Source organism: Streptomyces sp. DSM 116793 (assembly GCF_057320905.1).
The window spans coordinates 2,096,152-2,112,197 of sequence record NZ_CM170494.1 but is presented as its reverse complement, the minus strand read 5'-3'; the positions used below and the strand labels follow the sequence as shown (position 1 = coordinate 2,112,197).

The 16,046-nt window shown below is 71.0% G+C and carries 12 protein-coding genes; 11 read left to right on the top strand and 1 reads right to left on the bottom strand.

Annotated elements, in window-relative coordinates:
• Positions 1–14: 14 nt before the first annotated feature.
• Positions 15–1,643, bottom strand: coding sequence for an ABC transporter substrate-binding protein (locus ACSMXW_RS08835; RefSeq protein WP_485804977.1), 1,629 nt, complete (start codon positions 1,641–1,643; stop codon positions 15–17).
• A gap of 275 nt (positions 1,644–1,918) precedes the next feature.
• Here ACSMXW_RS08835 and ACSMXW_RS08830 point away from each other — a divergent pair, with 275 nt between their 5' ends.
• The 11 genes from ACSMXW_RS08830 to ACSMXW_RS08780 all read left to right on the top strand — a co-directional run bounded on the left by ACSMXW_RS08830 (position 1,919) and on the right by ACSMXW_RS08780 (position 15,868).
• Complete coding sequence (locus tag ACSMXW_RS08830; RefSeq protein ID WP_485804975.1) at positions 1,919–2,680, top strand: FadR/GntR family transcriptional regulator; 762 nt, start codon at positions 1,919–1,921, stop codon at positions 2,678–2,680.
• Between the two features lie 135 nt (positions 2,681–2,815).
• Positions 2,816–4,717: a beta-galactosidase gene (locus tag ACSMXW_RS08825; RefSeq protein ID WP_485804973.1), complete on the top strand. Its 1,902-nt coding sequence runs from the start codon at positions 2,816–2,818 to the stop codon at positions 4,715–4,717.
• A gap of 130 nt (positions 4,718–4,847) precedes the next feature.
• Positions 4,848–7,535, top strand: coding sequence for a hypothetical protein (locus ACSMXW_RS08820; RefSeq protein WP_485804971.1), 2,688 nt, complete (start codon positions 4,848–4,850; stop codon positions 7,533–7,535).
• Positions 7,536–7,914: 379 nt separating this feature from the next.
• Positions 7,915–9,507: a pyridoxal phosphate-dependent decarboxylase family protein gene (locus tag ACSMXW_RS08815; protein ID WP_485804969.1), complete on the top strand. Its 1,593-nt coding sequence runs from the start codon at positions 7,915–7,917 to the stop codon at positions 9,505–9,507.
• 360 nt (positions 9,508–9,867) lie between these two features.
• A complete protein-coding gene (locus ACSMXW_RS08810; RefSeq protein WP_485804967.1) occupies positions 9,868–11,424 on the top strand; it encodes a phenylacetate--CoA ligase family protein in 1,557 nt (518 codons plus the stop codon).
• 111 nt (positions 11,425–11,535) lie between these two features.
• Entirely contained in the window at positions 11,536–12,042 is a 507-nt protein-coding gene (locus ACSMXW_RS08805; RefSeq protein ID WP_485804966.1) for a hypothetical protein, read from the top strand.
• 40 nt (positions 12,043–12,082) lie between these two features.
• A complete protein-coding gene (locus ACSMXW_RS08800; RefSeq protein WP_485804965.1) occupies positions 12,083–12,877 on the top strand; it encodes a hypothetical protein in 795 nt (264 codons plus the stop codon).
• 84 nt (positions 12,878–12,961) lie between these two features.
• Positions 12,962–13,396, top strand: coding sequence for a hypothetical protein (locus ACSMXW_RS08795; protein WP_485804963.1), 435 nt, complete (start codon positions 12,962–12,964; stop codon positions 13,394–13,396).
• A 40-nt stretch (positions 13,397–13,436) separates the two neighbouring features.
• The gene (locus ACSMXW_RS08790) at positions 13,437–13,991 is read left to right on the top strand and encodes a hypothetical protein (RefSeq protein WP_485804961.1); all 555 of its coding nucleotides are present in this window, start codon (positions 13,437–13,439) and stop codon (positions 13,989–13,991) included.
• A 238-nt stretch (positions 13,992–14,229) separates the two neighbouring features.
• A complete protein-coding gene (gene recO, locus ACSMXW_RS08785; RefSeq protein WP_485804959.1) occupies positions 14,230–14,979 on the top strand; it encodes a DNA repair protein RecO in 750 nt (249 codons plus the stop codon).
• A 46-nt stretch (positions 14,980–15,025) separates the two neighbouring features.
• The gene (locus ACSMXW_RS08780; protein WP_485804957.1) at positions 15,026–15,868 is read left to right on the top strand and encodes an isoprenyl transferase; all 843 of its coding nucleotides are present in this window, start codon (positions 15,026–15,028) and stop codon (positions 15,866–15,868) included.
• Positions 15,869–16,046: the final 178 nt, after the last annotated feature.

Here is a 16,046-nt window from a genome sequence, read left to right as displayed (position 1 = left end):
GGCTCACGGCCGGCTCAGCTCCTGACGGGCCTGGCCTTCAGGAGGTTGATACCGGGGTACGGCTGCGCCCGCACGCCGGTGATCTTCTTCGCGTCCCAGGCGGTGATCAGCTCGGTGTGGACGACGGGGTATATCACCGCGTTCTCCGCGACGATGTCGATGTAGTCCTGCGTCATCCGCTTCTTCTTCTCCGGGTCCGGCTCGCGGGGGGCCCGGTCCATAAGGGTGAACAGATGCCTGGCGGTGGGGGTGTCGCCCCAGCGGGCATAGCCCATCCAGGTGTTCTGGGGGCCGTAGTTGTAGTGCATGATCAGGTCCGCGTCCATGCCGAACTGGTTGGGGTTCGACGCGGAGGCCACGACCTGGAAGTCCTTCTTCTGGTCCAGCTTGCTGAAGACCGCGGAGGTCTCCTGCGGGGTGAGCGTGGTCCTGACGCCGATCGCGTCCCAGGACGCCTTGATGGTCGGCAGGCAGTCCACGATCCAGCTGACGTTCCCGGCCAGCAGGTCGACCGAGAGGTCCTTGACGCCGGCCTCCTTCAGCAGCCGCCGCGCCCTGTCCGGGTCGTAGGTGTAGACGGTCCTGGCCCTGCGGTACGACGGGTTGCCCGTGTCCAGGAACGAGGACGCGGGCTTGCCGTGTCCGCGCAGGCCCGCCTGGATCAGCTTCTCCGTGTCGATCGCGTAGAACAGCGCCTGGCGGACCCGGACGTCCCCGAAGGGTTTGTGGGCGGTGTTGAAGAGCAGGAACATGTGGTTCATGCCCGCGCCGCCCTGGACGGTCAGGCCGCTCTTCCTGAGCTGCTCGATGTTGGCGTAGGGGATGTTGTCCGCGATCTGGGCCCCCGCGCCCGACCCGGAGATCTTGGCGACCCGGGGCGCGGCGTCCACGATGGACAGCCAGTTCATCGTCCTGAAGGCCGGCTTGCGCGGGCCGTTGTAGTCCTCGAACGCCGCGAAGGTGGTGTTCGACTTGGGGTGGTGCGCGGTCTGCCGGTACGGGCCGGAGCCCACGGCCTTGCCGCCGTCCGCCGCCTCCCAGCCGCCCGGCCTGCCGAACACGTGCTTCGGCATGATCTTCGCGAGCGTGAGCCGGGGCGCGCCCTCCGGAAACGGGAACTTCAGCACCAGTTCCACCGTCCTGCCGTCGACCTTGCGCACCTCCTTCAGCCACGGCTGGATGAACCCGGTGGCCAGCAGGGCGGTGCCCGGGTGCAGGATCCGGTCGAAGGTGAAGAGCACGTCGTCCGCGGTGACGGGCCGGCCGTCGTGCCACTTCGCCCCGGAGCGCAGTGTGAAGCGCCAGGTGGTGGCCTCCAGGTTCGCGGGCACCTCGGTCGCGAGCGCGGCATACGGCTCGCGGGTGATCGGGTCGGTGTCCAGCAGGCCCTCGTAGATGTGGTGGTTGGCCGCCATGGTGAACGCGGACGCCGTCTTCGTGGGGTCCCAGCTCTGGTCGTTGCCGTACCCGATGACCGCCGTCAGGGAGTCCGAACCGCCCCCGCCGCCGGTGTCGTTGGTGGACTCGGGTCCGGACGAGCAGGCGGAGAGGGACGTGGTGAGGGCGGTCGCCGCGCTCAGCGCACCGGTGTACTTGAGGAAGGACCGGCGGTGCAGCGCCGGTTCCGGGGTCGCGTCGCTCACAGTGCCTCCATGGAAGTTCCCCCAAAACGTGAAAGGCCCTGCCGTGCCGGGCCTCTCCTGCCGGATCGGTCCTGTCGGCGGCGGTCCCGCCGGACCGGCTCCGGCGGGGCGGTCCCGTCGGAGCCGGCCCTGGAGATAGGACGTCCTACGTCTGTCGCGCGACCATAGAGTCGGGGCAGTTGGGCGGTCAAGAGGGCGTGCAGGGATCGAAGGGGGCGCTCCGGATGGTGGCCGGTGAGACATGACATGGGACGTGGGATGTCCCACGGCGTACGATGGAGCGCATGTCTGAGGAGCCGAGGAACTCCAAGGTGCACTCCGTCCCGCGGTCGTCCCGGAGATGGCGGGTGAACAGCCAGATCCAGCGTGAGGTCACCCAGCTCATCCTGGACCGCAAGCTGAAGCCCGGCGCTCCGCTGCCCACCGAGACGGAGCTGATGGAGGACCTGGGCGTCAGCCGCAACTCCGTGCGGGAGGCGCTCAAGGCGCTCCAGGCCCTCGACATCGTGGAGATCCGGCACGGCTACGGCACCTATGTCGGCCAGGCCTCCCTGACCCCCCTCGTCGACGGCCTCACCTTCCGTACCCTCTCGCTGCTCGGCGACGACGCCCACGCTCTCGTGGAGATCCTCCAGGTCCGTGAGGTACTGGAGGAGGGGCTGATACGGCGCATCGCGACGTCGCTCACCGACCGGGACCTGGACGCCCTGGAGGAGATCGTGGTCCGCATGGAGGCGTCGGGGCGGGAGCACCAGCCCTTCCCCGAGCTGGACCGCGAGTTCCACGAGCGGCTCTACCGCGCGCTCGGGAACGAGCTCGTGCCCGAACTGCTCGGGGCGTTCTGGAACGTGTTCCACCGGGTGGCCGCGGCCCGCGGCTGGATGGAGGATCCGGCCCCCGAGGTCACCGTCCGGCGGCACCGGGACATCCTCACCGCGCTGCGCGCACGGGACGTGGCGGGCGCGCAGCGGGCCATGGCCGACCACTTCCGCGGAATCGAGGCCCGCGCGACCCGGGAGACCCGCGGCGTCCAGTAACCCGGAGGGGTGCGGCGAACCGCGCGAGAGACCACCACGAGACCGCCACGGGACCGACGGGCCACGGGACCGACGGGGACCGACGGGCCGCGGGGGCGGCGCACCGAAGGGGCCCACGACGAGACCGGGAGCCGAATGAACACCCCCAACCCCACCGGAGTCCCCCGCCTCGACCGCCTGTACGAGAAGCTGGGAGCCGTCGGGTACGGCGGGGACTACAACCCCGAACAGTGGGGCCCCGAGGTCCACGACGAGGACATCCGGCTGATGCGGGCGGCCGGGGTGAGCATGGTCACCCTGGGAATCTTCGGGTGGGCCAGGTCCGAGCCCACCCCGGGCGCGTACGACTTCGGGTGGCTGGACGGGCACATGGACCGCCTCGCCGACGCCGGCATCGCCGTCAGCCTGGCCACCATGACCGCCTCGCCGCCACCCTGGCTGCCCGAACTGCACCCCGAGACGCTGCCGGTGCTTCAGGACGGCACCACGCTGTATCCCGGGTCACGCCAGCACTGGTGCCCCTCCAGCCCGGTCTACCGCGAGCACGCCACGCGCCTGGTGGCCGAGCTGGCCCGGCACTACGCCGACCACCCGGCGCTCACCCTGTGGCACATCGGCAACGAGTTCGGCTGCCACATCTCCCGGCACTGCCACTGCCCGGTCTCGACGGAGGCGTTCCGCCGCTGGCTGCGCGAGCGGTACGGCACCGTCGACGCCCTCAACGACGCGTGGTCCACCGACTTCTGGGCGCAGCGGTACACGGACTTCGGCCAGATCCTCACCCCCCGCACCGCCCCGTCCTTCCGCAACCCCAGCCAGCAGCTCGACTACCAGCGGTTCTCCTCCGACGAGCTGCTCGCCTGCTACCTCGCCGAGCGCGAGGTGCTGGACCGGCTCACCCCCTCGGTGCCGGTCACCACCAACTTCGTGCCCGTGGCGAAGACCCTGGACCTGTTCTCCTGGGCACCGCACCTGGACGTCGTCTCCTACGACTCCTACCCCGACCCGCACGATCCGGCCGCCTTCCAGCGCACCGCGTTCAGCTTCGACGTGATGCGCGGCTTGCGCAGCGGCCAGCCCTGGCTGCTCCTCGAACAGGCGCCGAGCGCCGTCAACTGGCGCCGCCGCAACGGCCGCAAGCCACCGGGACGGATGCGCCTGGACAGCTGGCAGGCGGTGGCGCACGGCGCCGACGCGGTGCTGTTCTTCCAGTGGCGCGCCTCCCGCGGCGGCGCGGAGAAGTTCCACTCGGCGATGGTCCCGCACGGCGGCCCGGACACCCGGATCCACCGTGAGGTCGCGGCGCTCGGCGCGGAGCTGGCCGGCCACCCGGAGCTGCTGGGCTCCGTGCCGGCGCGCGCCGAGGCCGCGCTGCTGCTCGACTGGCCGAACTGGTGGGCACTGGAACTCGACGCCCACCCCGCCGACCTCGGCATGCTGAGCATCGCGCTCGCCCACCACAAGCCGTTCCACGACGCCTCCGTGGCCACGGACGTCGTCCCGGTGACCGCCGACCTCACCCCGTACAGGCTGCTCGTGGTGCCGAACCTCTACTCGGTGAGCACCGGGACCGCCCGGCGCCTGGCGGAGTACGTGCACGGCGGGGGCACCCTCGTGATGTCGTTCTTCTCCGGCATCACCGACGAGCACGACCGGGTGCACCTCGGCGGCTACCCGGCACCCTTCCGCGAGCTGCTGGGCATCCGGGTGGAGGAGTTCGACCCGGGACCCGACGGCTCCTGGGCGGAGGAGATCCACCTGGAGGGCGCCGAGGCGGTCGAGACCTCCGGCTCCGGCACCCCGTCGGTCACCCGTCACGGGTACGGCGCCGGCACGGCCTGGTACCTGGGCACCCGCCCCGGCCCCGCGGCCATGCGGGCGCTGATGGACCGGGTGCGCGCCGAGGCGGGCGTCCACCCCGTCCTCCCGGACCTCCCCGAGGGCACCTACGCCCGCACCCGCGTCACCGCGGACGGCACCCCCGTGCACATCCTGCTGACCGAGCGGACGGGCGAGGTGGCGGTGCGGCGGGGCTGAGGGCGGTCTGTCCCCCTGCGGTGCATGGCGCCAACTCCGTGCCGGTACCTACGGGTTGCACTACCCTTCAGCGACGACCACGGTGTCGTGTCGTACATGTGCGCGTGGGGTGACGATCCGGGGGGACGGGATGGCGATGTTGACGGGCGCGTCGGGCGTCCTGGCCGAGGCGGTCGCCGAGCTCGTCGGGAACGGCCGCTGGTGGGGCCGGCGCCAGCCGAAGGGGCGGGCCCCCTGGCCCGTGATCGTGGAACTGCGCGGCGCGGAACAGGCCGCACGGGACCTGATGGACGGCTTCCTCGCCTACCGGACCCGGCTGCCCGTCAACAACTTCCAGGCGTCCAACACCCCCGCGCCCGGGACCATGGCCGCCCTGCTGCACGAGATCGCCAGCTGGTACGGCTACAAGGGCATGTGCAAGCGCCGCCGCCCGATGCGGTTCCGCCGCTTCCGGATGGCCGAGCAGGCGTACGCGATGTGGCGGACCGGCGCCGGCACCGGCGTGGCACAGGTGCGCGAGCTACAGGAGAAGTGCGAGCAGGCCGCGTACAACGAGCGCGGCGGGCTGCTGCACGAGCTGAACCGGCTGCGCGGCCGCAGCAGCGGCGACGAGATCAAGGCCGCCCTGTACGGCGTCGGCACGGTGCTGGCCGCCCTCACCCTCGTCCCGCTCGCCGAGTGGCTGGTCCGGTACTTCTGGGTGCACCGGCCCGCCCGCCGCTGGTTCCAGCGGAAGCTGGGCACCCCCTCGCACGGCTCGATGTACGCGGCGCTCTGCCGGATCCAGGCGGAACCGCCCGAGGAGCAGGAACAGTGGCTCCTCGACGCCTTCCTCGCCGACGTGGACGCCTATTACCACCTCGGCCGCCGCCTCAACGCCTCCCGGCTGCCCCTGCTGCTCCTGCCGGGTGCCACTCCCGGGACCCCCGCCGGCATCCTCGTGGAGCGGCTGCGCGCCGAGCGGGTCCGCGCGGCCGAACGGGCCCGCGGTGCGCCACGGGGACGCGGCCGCGGGGGGACCGGTAGCCCGCGGCGGACCGGGGGCGACGAGCGGACACCCAAGGAGGTGCGGCGCAGGAGCAGCCTCGTGGTGCTCGCGCACACCGGGCCCGGTACGGCCGAGGAGATCGTCGTCGGCGACGACGTGGTGTGGGCGGCCCAGGACGGGGAGGCCGTCTTCGCGGTGCCGGGGCCGGCCTCGGGCGCCCCGGGCCGCTGGCCGCGGCCCAGCCTGGCCCGGTCGGGACCGGTCGCGCGCGCGGTGACCGTCGCCGTCGTGCTCGCCCTGCTGGGCACCGGATGGGTGCTCGGCCCGGTGATCGGCGGCGGCCGGTCCTGTGGGCAGGGCTTCTCCCTCTCCCCCCTGCTGACCAGGGTGGACGGCCAGTGCGTGGGCGTCACCGACGGCGGCGGCGCCGCCTTTCTGATGCGGGAACTCGGCCCGGTCGGCACGCGGATACAGGCGGAGAACCGCGCGGCGGAGAAGGCGCAGGCGACGGTCACCGTCGCCCTGATGCTGCCGATGACCCCGGACAACGACGCGGAGCGCCGCCAGGCCCGCAGCGAGGTGCAGGGCGCCTACCTCGCCCAGCGGCGCGCCAACAGGCAGGCCACCCTGCCGCACATCCGCCTGGTGCTGGCCAACCCGGGCCGCGACTACGCCCACTGGCGCACGGTCACCGACGAGCTGATCGCCATGGCCGACGACGCCCCGCACCCGCTGCGCGCGGTCACCGGGTTCAACCTGAGCGTGCAGAACACCGTGGACGCCCTGCACGCCCTCACCGCGGCCCACGTCCCCGTGGTCGGCGGCCCGATCACCGCGGACGAGACGGAGAACCGCCGCGGCCGGAACGGCGTCGAACGCTTCCCGGGGATGGCCCGCATCGCCCCCACCAACCGCGACCAGGCCAAGGCGCTCGTCAACTTCAACGAGGGCACCCGCCGGGAGGACTCCGTCCTGGTCCGCGACACCCGGCCCGGCGACACCTACAACGCCTCGATCGCGGAGGCGTTCAGCGCCGCGGTCTCCCCGCGCACCAAGCCGAAGGAGTTCGAGTCGCCGAGCCCCACCGAGCCCGGCAACGTGGCCAACCGGTTCGCGTTCATGGCCGGCCCGATCTGCGACAGCGGCGCGACGAACATCTACTTCGCGGGCCGGCCCCTGCACCTGCGGTACTTCCTGGTGGCGCTGGCCGACAACCCCTGCGGCAAGCGGGTCCGGCACGTCATCACCGCCTCCGGCGCCTCCACCATCTCCTCGTACCTCGGCCAGGACGACTGGGACCTGCTGCGCCGCAACCGGGACACGCTCACCCTTCAGTACTCGGCGGTGGGCCACCCGGACACCTGGACCAGGGGGCGGTTCGGCGCGGGGCGGCACTTCTACCTGGAGCAGGACAGGCAGCCGCCGCCCGCGGCGGTGACCGCCGAGGTCCGCCGGGACTACGCGAAGGTGCGCTCCCGACTCGGCGGCGACATCAACTGGCAGGACTCCCGTGCCATGACGGCCTTCGACTCCGTCTGGCTCGCCGCGCGGGCCCTCCAGGCGGTGGCGCCCGGAGACGGTGTCGGCATCCCCACCCTGGAAGACCTGTCCCAGCAGTGGGCCGACGTGTACTCGGTCGGCGGCGTCGCCGGGATGACGGGCTGGTTCTGCCTGGACAACCAGGGCAACCCCTGGAACAAGACGGTCTCCGTCGTCACGCTCGACCCGGCCGCCGGACCGCGCCCGGACTCGGACGGCGTGGTCCACTTCGAGGGCGTGGCCTGGCCGAAGGGGCGCCCGTCGACATCCTGTGAAGTGGGCACCGACTGAACTCGGGCGGCCCGGCACCTCGGCGACGGTCACCCACCGGAGATCACATCCGGCGCACCGTTCGATGATCAGCACTTCTGAGCGAATACCGGGTGCGAAGCGCGCAAAGCAACCGCCCCCTGATCACCGCGCTTCCCGGCTCTGCCGACTGCTCGATAAATCATATGAATCGCTCATCTCCGCGTTATTCTCGAACGTCGAACATTCGGCCATGAACCCTCTTAGGGGTTAACCGGCTGGACAGGGGAGCCGGTGGAGCGACAGTCTGGATCACGTCTTCCGGAAATATGAGTGTCAGGCCATATGAGTCATGTCACCACTCGAACTCATTGGTCGTGGCGCATTTCTTCCATGGCTCATTTCTCAACGGAGAACTCCCTTGGTCGAACCCAGGTCGAACAGCACGGTCTTCGAGCAGCACGGCACGGCCGACACCGTGCGCCGCTCAGGATCCCTGCCGGCCCCTTCCGGTGCAGGCCGGACCGGGGTGCCGCACGACCGGTCCCTGCACACCGTCTTCGATCCCCGGCAGTTCCGGCAGAGCGCGCAGACCGTGGCCGGACATCTGGAGAGGCACCTGGCCGACACCTCGGTCAGGGGACTCGACCTCGTCGACCCCGCGACCCTGTCCAAGGCCGCCCGCACCCTGATGACCGCCGAGCGTGACACCATCGCGCCGTTCGACAAGGACCGTCTCGACGCCATCGTCGAGCTGTACGTCCGCACCGGGATCCAGGTCCACTCCCCGGGCTACATGGGCCGTCAGTTCTCGGGCGTCGTCCCGCTCGCCGGCGTGGTCGACTTCATCGGCTCGGTGGTCAACCAGCCGTCCTCCTTCTACGAGGCCGGCCAACTGCCCAGCGTGGCCGAGCGCATCATGGCGGACGAGCTGAACAAGTTCATCGGCTGGGACCCCGGCAGCTTCGCCATGGTCACCACCTCCGGCGCGTCACTGGCCAACCTGACCGCGCTGCTCGCCGCCCGGAACAAGGCCTTCCCCGGCTTCTGGTCGGACGGCAGCCCGGCCCGCGGCGACGGCGGCCCGCGCCCCGCCGTGGCGGTGAGCGCCGACGTGCACTACAGCGTGGCGCGTGCGGCGGGCATCCTCGGCATCGGCGACGCCCAGATCGTCCGGCTGCCCGTCGGCCGGGACCGGCGGATCTGCCCGACGGCGGCCCGTACCGCCCTGGACGACGCCGAGCGGCGCGGCCTGAAGGTCTTCTGCCTGGTGGCCTCCGCGGGCACCACCTCCGTCGGCGCCTTCGATCCGCTGGACGACCTGGCCGACCTGGCCCGCGATAAGGGCGTCTGGCTGCACGTGGACGGCGCGCACGGCGCGAGCCTGCTCGTCTCGGACCGGCTGCGCGACCGGCTCAGGGGCATCGAGAAGGCCGACTCACTCGCCTGGGACGCGCACAAGATGCTGTTCGTCCCCGCGCCCTGCACCCTGCTCTTCTACCGCGACAAGGAGGACAGCCTCGGCGCGTTCCGGCAGCGCGCCAGCTACGTCTTCGACGAGGAGCCGGACCCGTACACCGAACTCGACAGCGGCGGCGTGAACTTCGAGTGCACCAAACGCCCGATGATCATGTCGCTGTGGACGCTGTGGGCCATGCACGGCCGTGCGCTGTTCGCCGAGAAGATCGAGTACCTCTGCGCCCTCACCGAGGACGCCCACCGCATCATCGCCGCGGAGCCCGACTTCGAGACCGTGCACCGCCCGGAGGCCAACATCCTCTGCTTCCGCCATCGCCCCGCGGGCCTCGGGGAGAAGGACGTGCACCGCTTCCAGGTGGCGATCCGCAACCGCATCAAGTGCGAGGGCAGCTACTTCATCTCCAAGGTGAACATCGACGGCGTCGCCGCGCTGCGCGTCGTCATGATGAACCACCTGATCACCGCCGACCACGTCAGGGCACTGCTCGACGAGATCAGGCGGGTCGGACAGGACCTGCTCACCACCGCCTCCTAGCGGGCGCCGGCTCCACGGCGGCGGAGCAGGAACGATTCCGACATCCGTGGCCGGGGCGGACCCGGAGGGCCCCCTCCGGAATCCGGCCGGAAGAAACACCAGAAATCCGGGACCCGGAACCGGGACCTCCAACCCGGGACCTTGAAGCCGGGACCTCCACATCCGGGACCTCCACATCCGGGACCTCCACATCCGGGACCTCCACGTCCGGAACCCCAATCCGGAACCCCAACCCGGAACCCCGGAATCCGAAGCCCGGAATCCCCACACCCGGAAACCCGAAACCTCTTTGGAACGCCGCCGGGCGCACCGAATCACACCGGCGGGCACCCATCGACGTACGACAGGAGTGGTAAAGCCATGACTTCAGTGTGCCCTCCACCGGCCGGGCCCGTGCCCGCGGGCGATGCCCGGGAGCTGGCCGCCTGGCTGATTCCCGACTGGGAATGGCGGCCGGACTCCATTGACGCGGTGGAGAAGCTCCCCTCGTTCGCCGGCAAGCTGCGGGAGTGCGAGCGGGTCTGCAACGCCCCCTACAGCGAGATCGCCCACGACGTGCAGGACGCGCTGGTGCTGCGCCGCCTCCAGCAGATGGTCAACACCGTGCTGCTCAACCCGCTCTGGCGCAGCCGTCTTGCCGGTGCCGGGATCACCGCCGCGCCGGAGAGCTACGAGGCATGGCAGCAGGTCCCGCTCGCCGACAAGCAGACCCAGCGGGACCTGTTCATGGGCGACAGGCCCGGCATGGTGGTGCCGCTCGACCGGGGCGGCTTCGAGATCGTGGCGAGCGGCGGCACCAGCGACGGCAGCCCCCTGGAGACGGTGTACTCGCTGCGGGAGCTGCGCGACACCTACGAGGCCGCCGGCCGTTTCATGGGCACCTACCAACTCGCCGACTACCTGCGCGGCACCGACCCCAAGTGGCTGTACACCACGCTCGCCGACTACCAGATGTGGAGCAGCGGCACCATGGTCGGCGGGGTGCTGGCGCACGTGCCCGGGGTCAACTACATCGGCGCGGGCCCGGTCACCGCGCCCGTCTTCGAGCACATGTTCTCGTATCCGGGGCCCAAGGCGCTGATGGGCATCACCGCCGGCATCGCCATCCTGAGCGAGCTGGGCAAGGGCATGAGCCGGCAGGCCAGGGAGAGCTTCCGGGTCGCCCTCTACGGGAGCGGGGTGCTGCCGCAGCGCAAGCGCGTCGAACTGCTGGCGACGTACCCCAACCTCACCATCCTCAGCTACTTCGCCGCCACCCAGGCCGAGACGATCGGCCTCCAGCTCCGCCCCGACGACCCCGCCCTCGCGGCCGTGCCGGGACTGCACCTGGTGGAGATCGTCGACGAGCACGGGCGGTGGGTCGAGGAGGGCCAGGAGGGCGAGCTGGTCGTCACCCGGCTGCACGCCCACGAGGCGCCCCTGCTGCGGCTGAAGCTCGGGGACCGGATGATCCGGCGGGCCAGGACGGAGGGGCCGGGACTGAAGACCCAGCAGTTCGAGTTCGCCGGCCGCACCGGCGACATCCTGCACCTGGGCGACAGCCAGTACTCGGCCGCGCGCGCCTACGCCGCGCTCCGCGAGGACCTGCGCCGGATCGCCTCCCTGGACCTGGACGCGCTGGCCCACGAGATCCAGTTCGTCAACAACCGCGAGGCGAAGGTCCTCACCCTGCTGGTCTCCGTCGACGACGTGCACGGCGTGAGCTACGCCCGGGACACGGCCTTCCCGTACGGCGTCCAGCCGCTCTTCGTGGGCGCCCTGCCGCGCTCCCTGTCGCTGTTCAACGACGGAGAGGCGAACCCCGGGTCGATCGAGCGGACCGGATACGGCTTCCGGCTGGAGTTCGTCTCCCGGAGCTCCCCGGAGATCGAGCGCACGGCCGTCGGAAAGGTGCCGCTGGTGCGGGACCGGGGCTGACCCGGACCCGACGGGCGCGGTGGCCGACGGCGGCCGGCGCCGCGCGGCGCGGTACGGGCCGCCGGGATGTCAAGGAAGAGAACGAGGAAGCGAATGACGAATGGAGTGGGCGTGAAACCGCAAGTGAACATCGCCGTCGTCGTGGACGTCATCGGCGCGCTCTCCGACCGGACCCTGCTGAACGGCAACTGCTGCCTGATCGACGACGGGGCGTTCGACAGCGCCGGGCAGGGCTCGCACGAACTGCACACGGCGGTCACCCCCGGACAGGTCGTCCAGTGGTACGCGCTGGCCGTGGACCTCCAGACACCGGTGGAGATCCGGAACATCACCTTCCTGGGCGGCAGCGGCCCCGGCGGTACGGGAGGGATCGGCGGCCCCGGCGGCCTCGCCGTCCCGGAGGGTGCGGAGGCCGCACCCGGCGGGTACGGCGCGCACGGCCCGGGGCCCGAGGGGCGCGCCTTCGACGGCGACCACCTGGACCTGAACGTCTGGTCGGGCATCGTCCCGCAGGCCATGACCCGCGGCGTGCCCCACAGGTACCGGCTGGAGCTCCAGATGTACGAGGGCGAGAACAGCGTGCTGCACCTGGAGACGCCCGCACTGCTGTGCGTCTAGACGCCATCAGCAAAGCCACACGGAACGAGGAAGGCGGCTCATGCCCCAACAGCTGGCGATCATCGTGCTCGTGGACATCGGCAACGCGCTGGAGTCCCGGTCCCTCAAGGACAACACCTATCTGTTCGACAACATGAAGCTGCACGGCTCCGAGAACCAGGGCACCGGCGACCTGGTGACCGCGGTCAACGGCTCGTACTGGAGCGACGGCTCGCAGGCGAGTGAGCAGGTGCTCAACTGGCTGCCGTACAGCCTCGGCTCCATCCCGCCGACGGTGCCGCGCAGCTACCAGGCCACCCGGAGCCAGCAGGCCGACCGGCAGGCACTGGCCGAGCTGACCCAGCTCACCGGTGGCCCCTCGGCGGACGGCGCGGACGCCGAGGCCGCGCTCAGCGCCATCAAGAAGCAGGTGGGCCCCCGGGTGAAGGCCTCGGGCCGGTCCCGCGCGCTCTCCGGGCAGCAGGTGCTCGACGTCACCGGCAAGGTGGTCTCCGACCACGGCCAGGGCCTGCACAACTACCCGGCGCCGGTGATCACCGACATCTTCGGCGAGGCCGTGGACGAGAAGGTCATCTACCCGGCCGCGTACGGCTCGCCCGACCTGGTGACCGACGGCTGGTACTGGTCTGCGACGGTCGACACGTCCCGGCCCGGCACCTACGCCTACAAGATGAAGATCCAGCTCCACGAACTGATCCAGCGGGGCGGCGAGTGGACCTGGGAGCCGGTGAACCTCGTGTGCGAGTCCCGGCTGCGGGTGGTCGCACAGCCGCGCCGCAACGCCTTCACCCAGGCCGGCGTGGGCTATCTGCCCCTGGCACCGGCAGCCCTCTGACCACCGGCCACGGCCCGGGCGGTGCGCCCCGGCCGCGGCCCCGACCACGCACGCACACGACGACGAGAGGACACGAACAGGCGCATGACCACCAAACCGAGGCAGCAGAAGGCGGCGGCGCCCAAGCGCCCCATCTCGATCACCGCGGTGGTCGACTGCGTGGGTGCACTCGCCGCCGGCAACACCGACGGCCATGTGTACCTGTACGACACCAACAGGGCCGGGGGCTCCCAGGGGCTCGGCACCGAGCAGCTGCGGACCAAGGTCACCGCGGGCGACCAGCTGCTGTGGAACGTGCTGGCGCTGGAGTGCGAGGCCTATGTGGCCATCGACGGCATCGAGATCGACAAGGAGGTGTGCGAGCCGGTGCGCAAGGTGTACCCGGGCACGGACGTCTCCTACTGGATCGGCACGGTCAAGAAGAGCGGCACCACCGAGGTGCCGTACCGGATCAGCTTCAAGCTGGGGACGCGGGAAGAGCCGATCACCACCGCCCCCTCGCCGGCCCTGGTCGGCTAGGGCCAGGGCAGGCCGAAGCGGCGCGCGCGAAGGAGAGACGTTGACGAACACCACGCAGACTGGCACGGAAGAGAAGCAGAACCCCGGCCAGCTGAACTCCGTACAGCTCAACATCGTCACGCTGGTCAACATGGAACGGGCGACGGCGACGGGCTCGTTGCACGACGCCATGTTCATGATGGACAACAGCGTCGGCGGGACGGGCCAGGGCACCCGGCAGCTGGAGACCGTCTGCAAGCAGGGCCAGGTACTGAACTGGATCATCCGGCCCATCGACATGGAACGCCGGATCGACGGCACCTGGCCCCCGATGCCGAAGATCAACAACATCGTGGTGCTGGACACGGAGACGGGCGACGAGGAGGACGTCGCCGAGCGGAAGCTCTTCACCGAGCTGAAGATCTACGGGATGCCGGACAAGATGCGCTCACCGGTGACACCGGTCTACTACTACTGGGCGGGCACGGTCCTGAGCACCGCGCGGCCCGGGGTCTACAAGTACCGTCTCGTGATCGAGCTGGAGCAGGAGCACACCAAGGACAAGCTCTACCTGAACACCGTCGACCACCCGTCCCTGCGGGTCCTGGCGGTCTGACGGCACCTCTCACGGTTCCCCGCGCCCGGCAGGGGCGCGGGGAACTGCGCGCTCAGCCGGGACGAGAGCCGCGCGCCGCCACCGGCCCGAGGGGGCAGCCCCCTGCCGTCGCCACCGGCCCGGGGGGACAGCCCCTGCCGCCACCAGGCCACCGGCCCGCGCCGGGCCGACGACCGCACCGGGACAGCGGGTGCCGCCCCGGGCCCGGGGCCTCGCGGCCGTGCGGGAGAATGCCCCCATGAGTCTCTTCCGGGACGACGGCGTGGTCCTGCGCACGCAGAAGCTGGGCGAGGCCGACAGGATCATCTCGTTGCTGACGCGCGGGCACGGACGCGTGCGGGCCGTGGCCCGCGGGGTCCGCCGGACGAAGTCCAAATTCGGCGCGCGGCTGGAACCGTTCTCGCACGTCGACGTGCAGTTCTTCGCCCGCGGCAGCGACCTGGTGGGCCGCGGCCTGCCGCTGTGCACGCAGAGTGAGACCATCGCCCCGTACGGCGGCGGCATCGTCACCGACTACGCCCGGTACACCGCGGGCACCGCCATGCTGGAGACCGCCGAGCGGTTCACCGACCACGAGGGCGAACCCGCGGTCCAGCAGTACCTGCTGCTCGTCGGCGGCCTGCGCACCCTCGCCCGCGGTGAGCACGCCCCCCACCTCGTCCTGGACGCCTTCCTGCTCCGCTCCCTCGCCGTGAACGGCTACGCCCCCAGCTTCGGCGACTGCGCGAAGTGCGGAATGCCGGGGCCCAACCGGTTCTTCTCCGTCGCCGCGGGCGGCTCCGTCTGCGCCGACTGCCGGGTGCCCGGCAGCGTCGTGCCCTCCGCGGAGGTCCTCACCCTGCTCGGCGCGCTGCTCACCGGCGACTGGGACACGGCGGACGCCGCGGAGCCCCGGCACGTCCGGGAGGGCAGCGGGCTCGTCTCGGCCTATCTGCACTGGCACCTGGAGCGTGGTCTGCGCTCACTACGCTATGTGGAGAAGACGTAGGACCATGAACATGGACAGGGCAAGCGAAGCAGGAGAGTAGGGCGCAATGGCAGGACGACGCGGCATCCTCGGACGGCCCCGCCGCACGTACAAGACCCCCGAGCCGCACCCCTCGGGCGCACGGCCGCCGAAGATCCCGGGCGAGCTGGTCCCCGGGCACGTCGCCATCGTGATGGACGGCAACGGCCGCTGGGCCAAGGAGCGCGGCCTGCCCCGCACCGAGGGCCACAAGGTCGGCGAGGGCGTGGTCCTCGACGTCCTCAAGGGCTGCCTCGAACTGGGCGTGAAGAACCTCTCCCTGTACGCCTTCTCCACCGAGAACTGGAAGCGGTCGCCCGAGGAGGTCCGCTTCCTGATGAACTTCAACCGTGACGTCATCCGGCGCCGCCGCGACGAGATGGACGAGCTGGGCATCCGCATCCGCTGGGTCGGCCGGATGCCCAAGATGTGGAAGTCGGTCGTCCAGGAGCTCCAGGTCGCCCAGGAGCAGACCAAGGAGAACGACGCCATGACGCTCTACTTCTGCGTCAACTACGGCGGGCGTGCGGAGATCACCGACGCCGCCCAGGCGATCGCCCGGGACGTCGCCGCGGGGCGTCTCGACCCGGCGAAGGTCACCGAGCGGACCTTCAAGAAGTACCTCTACTACCCGGACATGCCGGACGTCGACCTCTTCCTGCGCCCCAGTGGGGAGCAGCGCACGTCCAACTACCTGATCTGGCAGAGCAGCTACGCCGAGATGGTCTTCCAGGACGTGCTCTGGCCGGACTTCGACCGGCGCGATCTGTGGCGGGCCTGCCTGGAGTACGCCTCCCGCGACCGCCGCTTCGGCGGCGCCATCCCCAACGAGGAACTCCTCGCGATACGGGGCGACGAAGCGGCCTCCTGAGCCCCGGCCCACCGAGGGGCGCGGGGAACCGCGCAACAAAGAACGACGAGACGCGGGCGTCGTCACCGCCCCGAGGGGCAGCCTCTGCCGTCCCCGGACCACCGGCCGGTGGGTGCTTGCTCGCGCAGTTCCCCGCGCCCCTCCGAGACGGGGCTGCGCCCCGCCGGGGCCACGACGA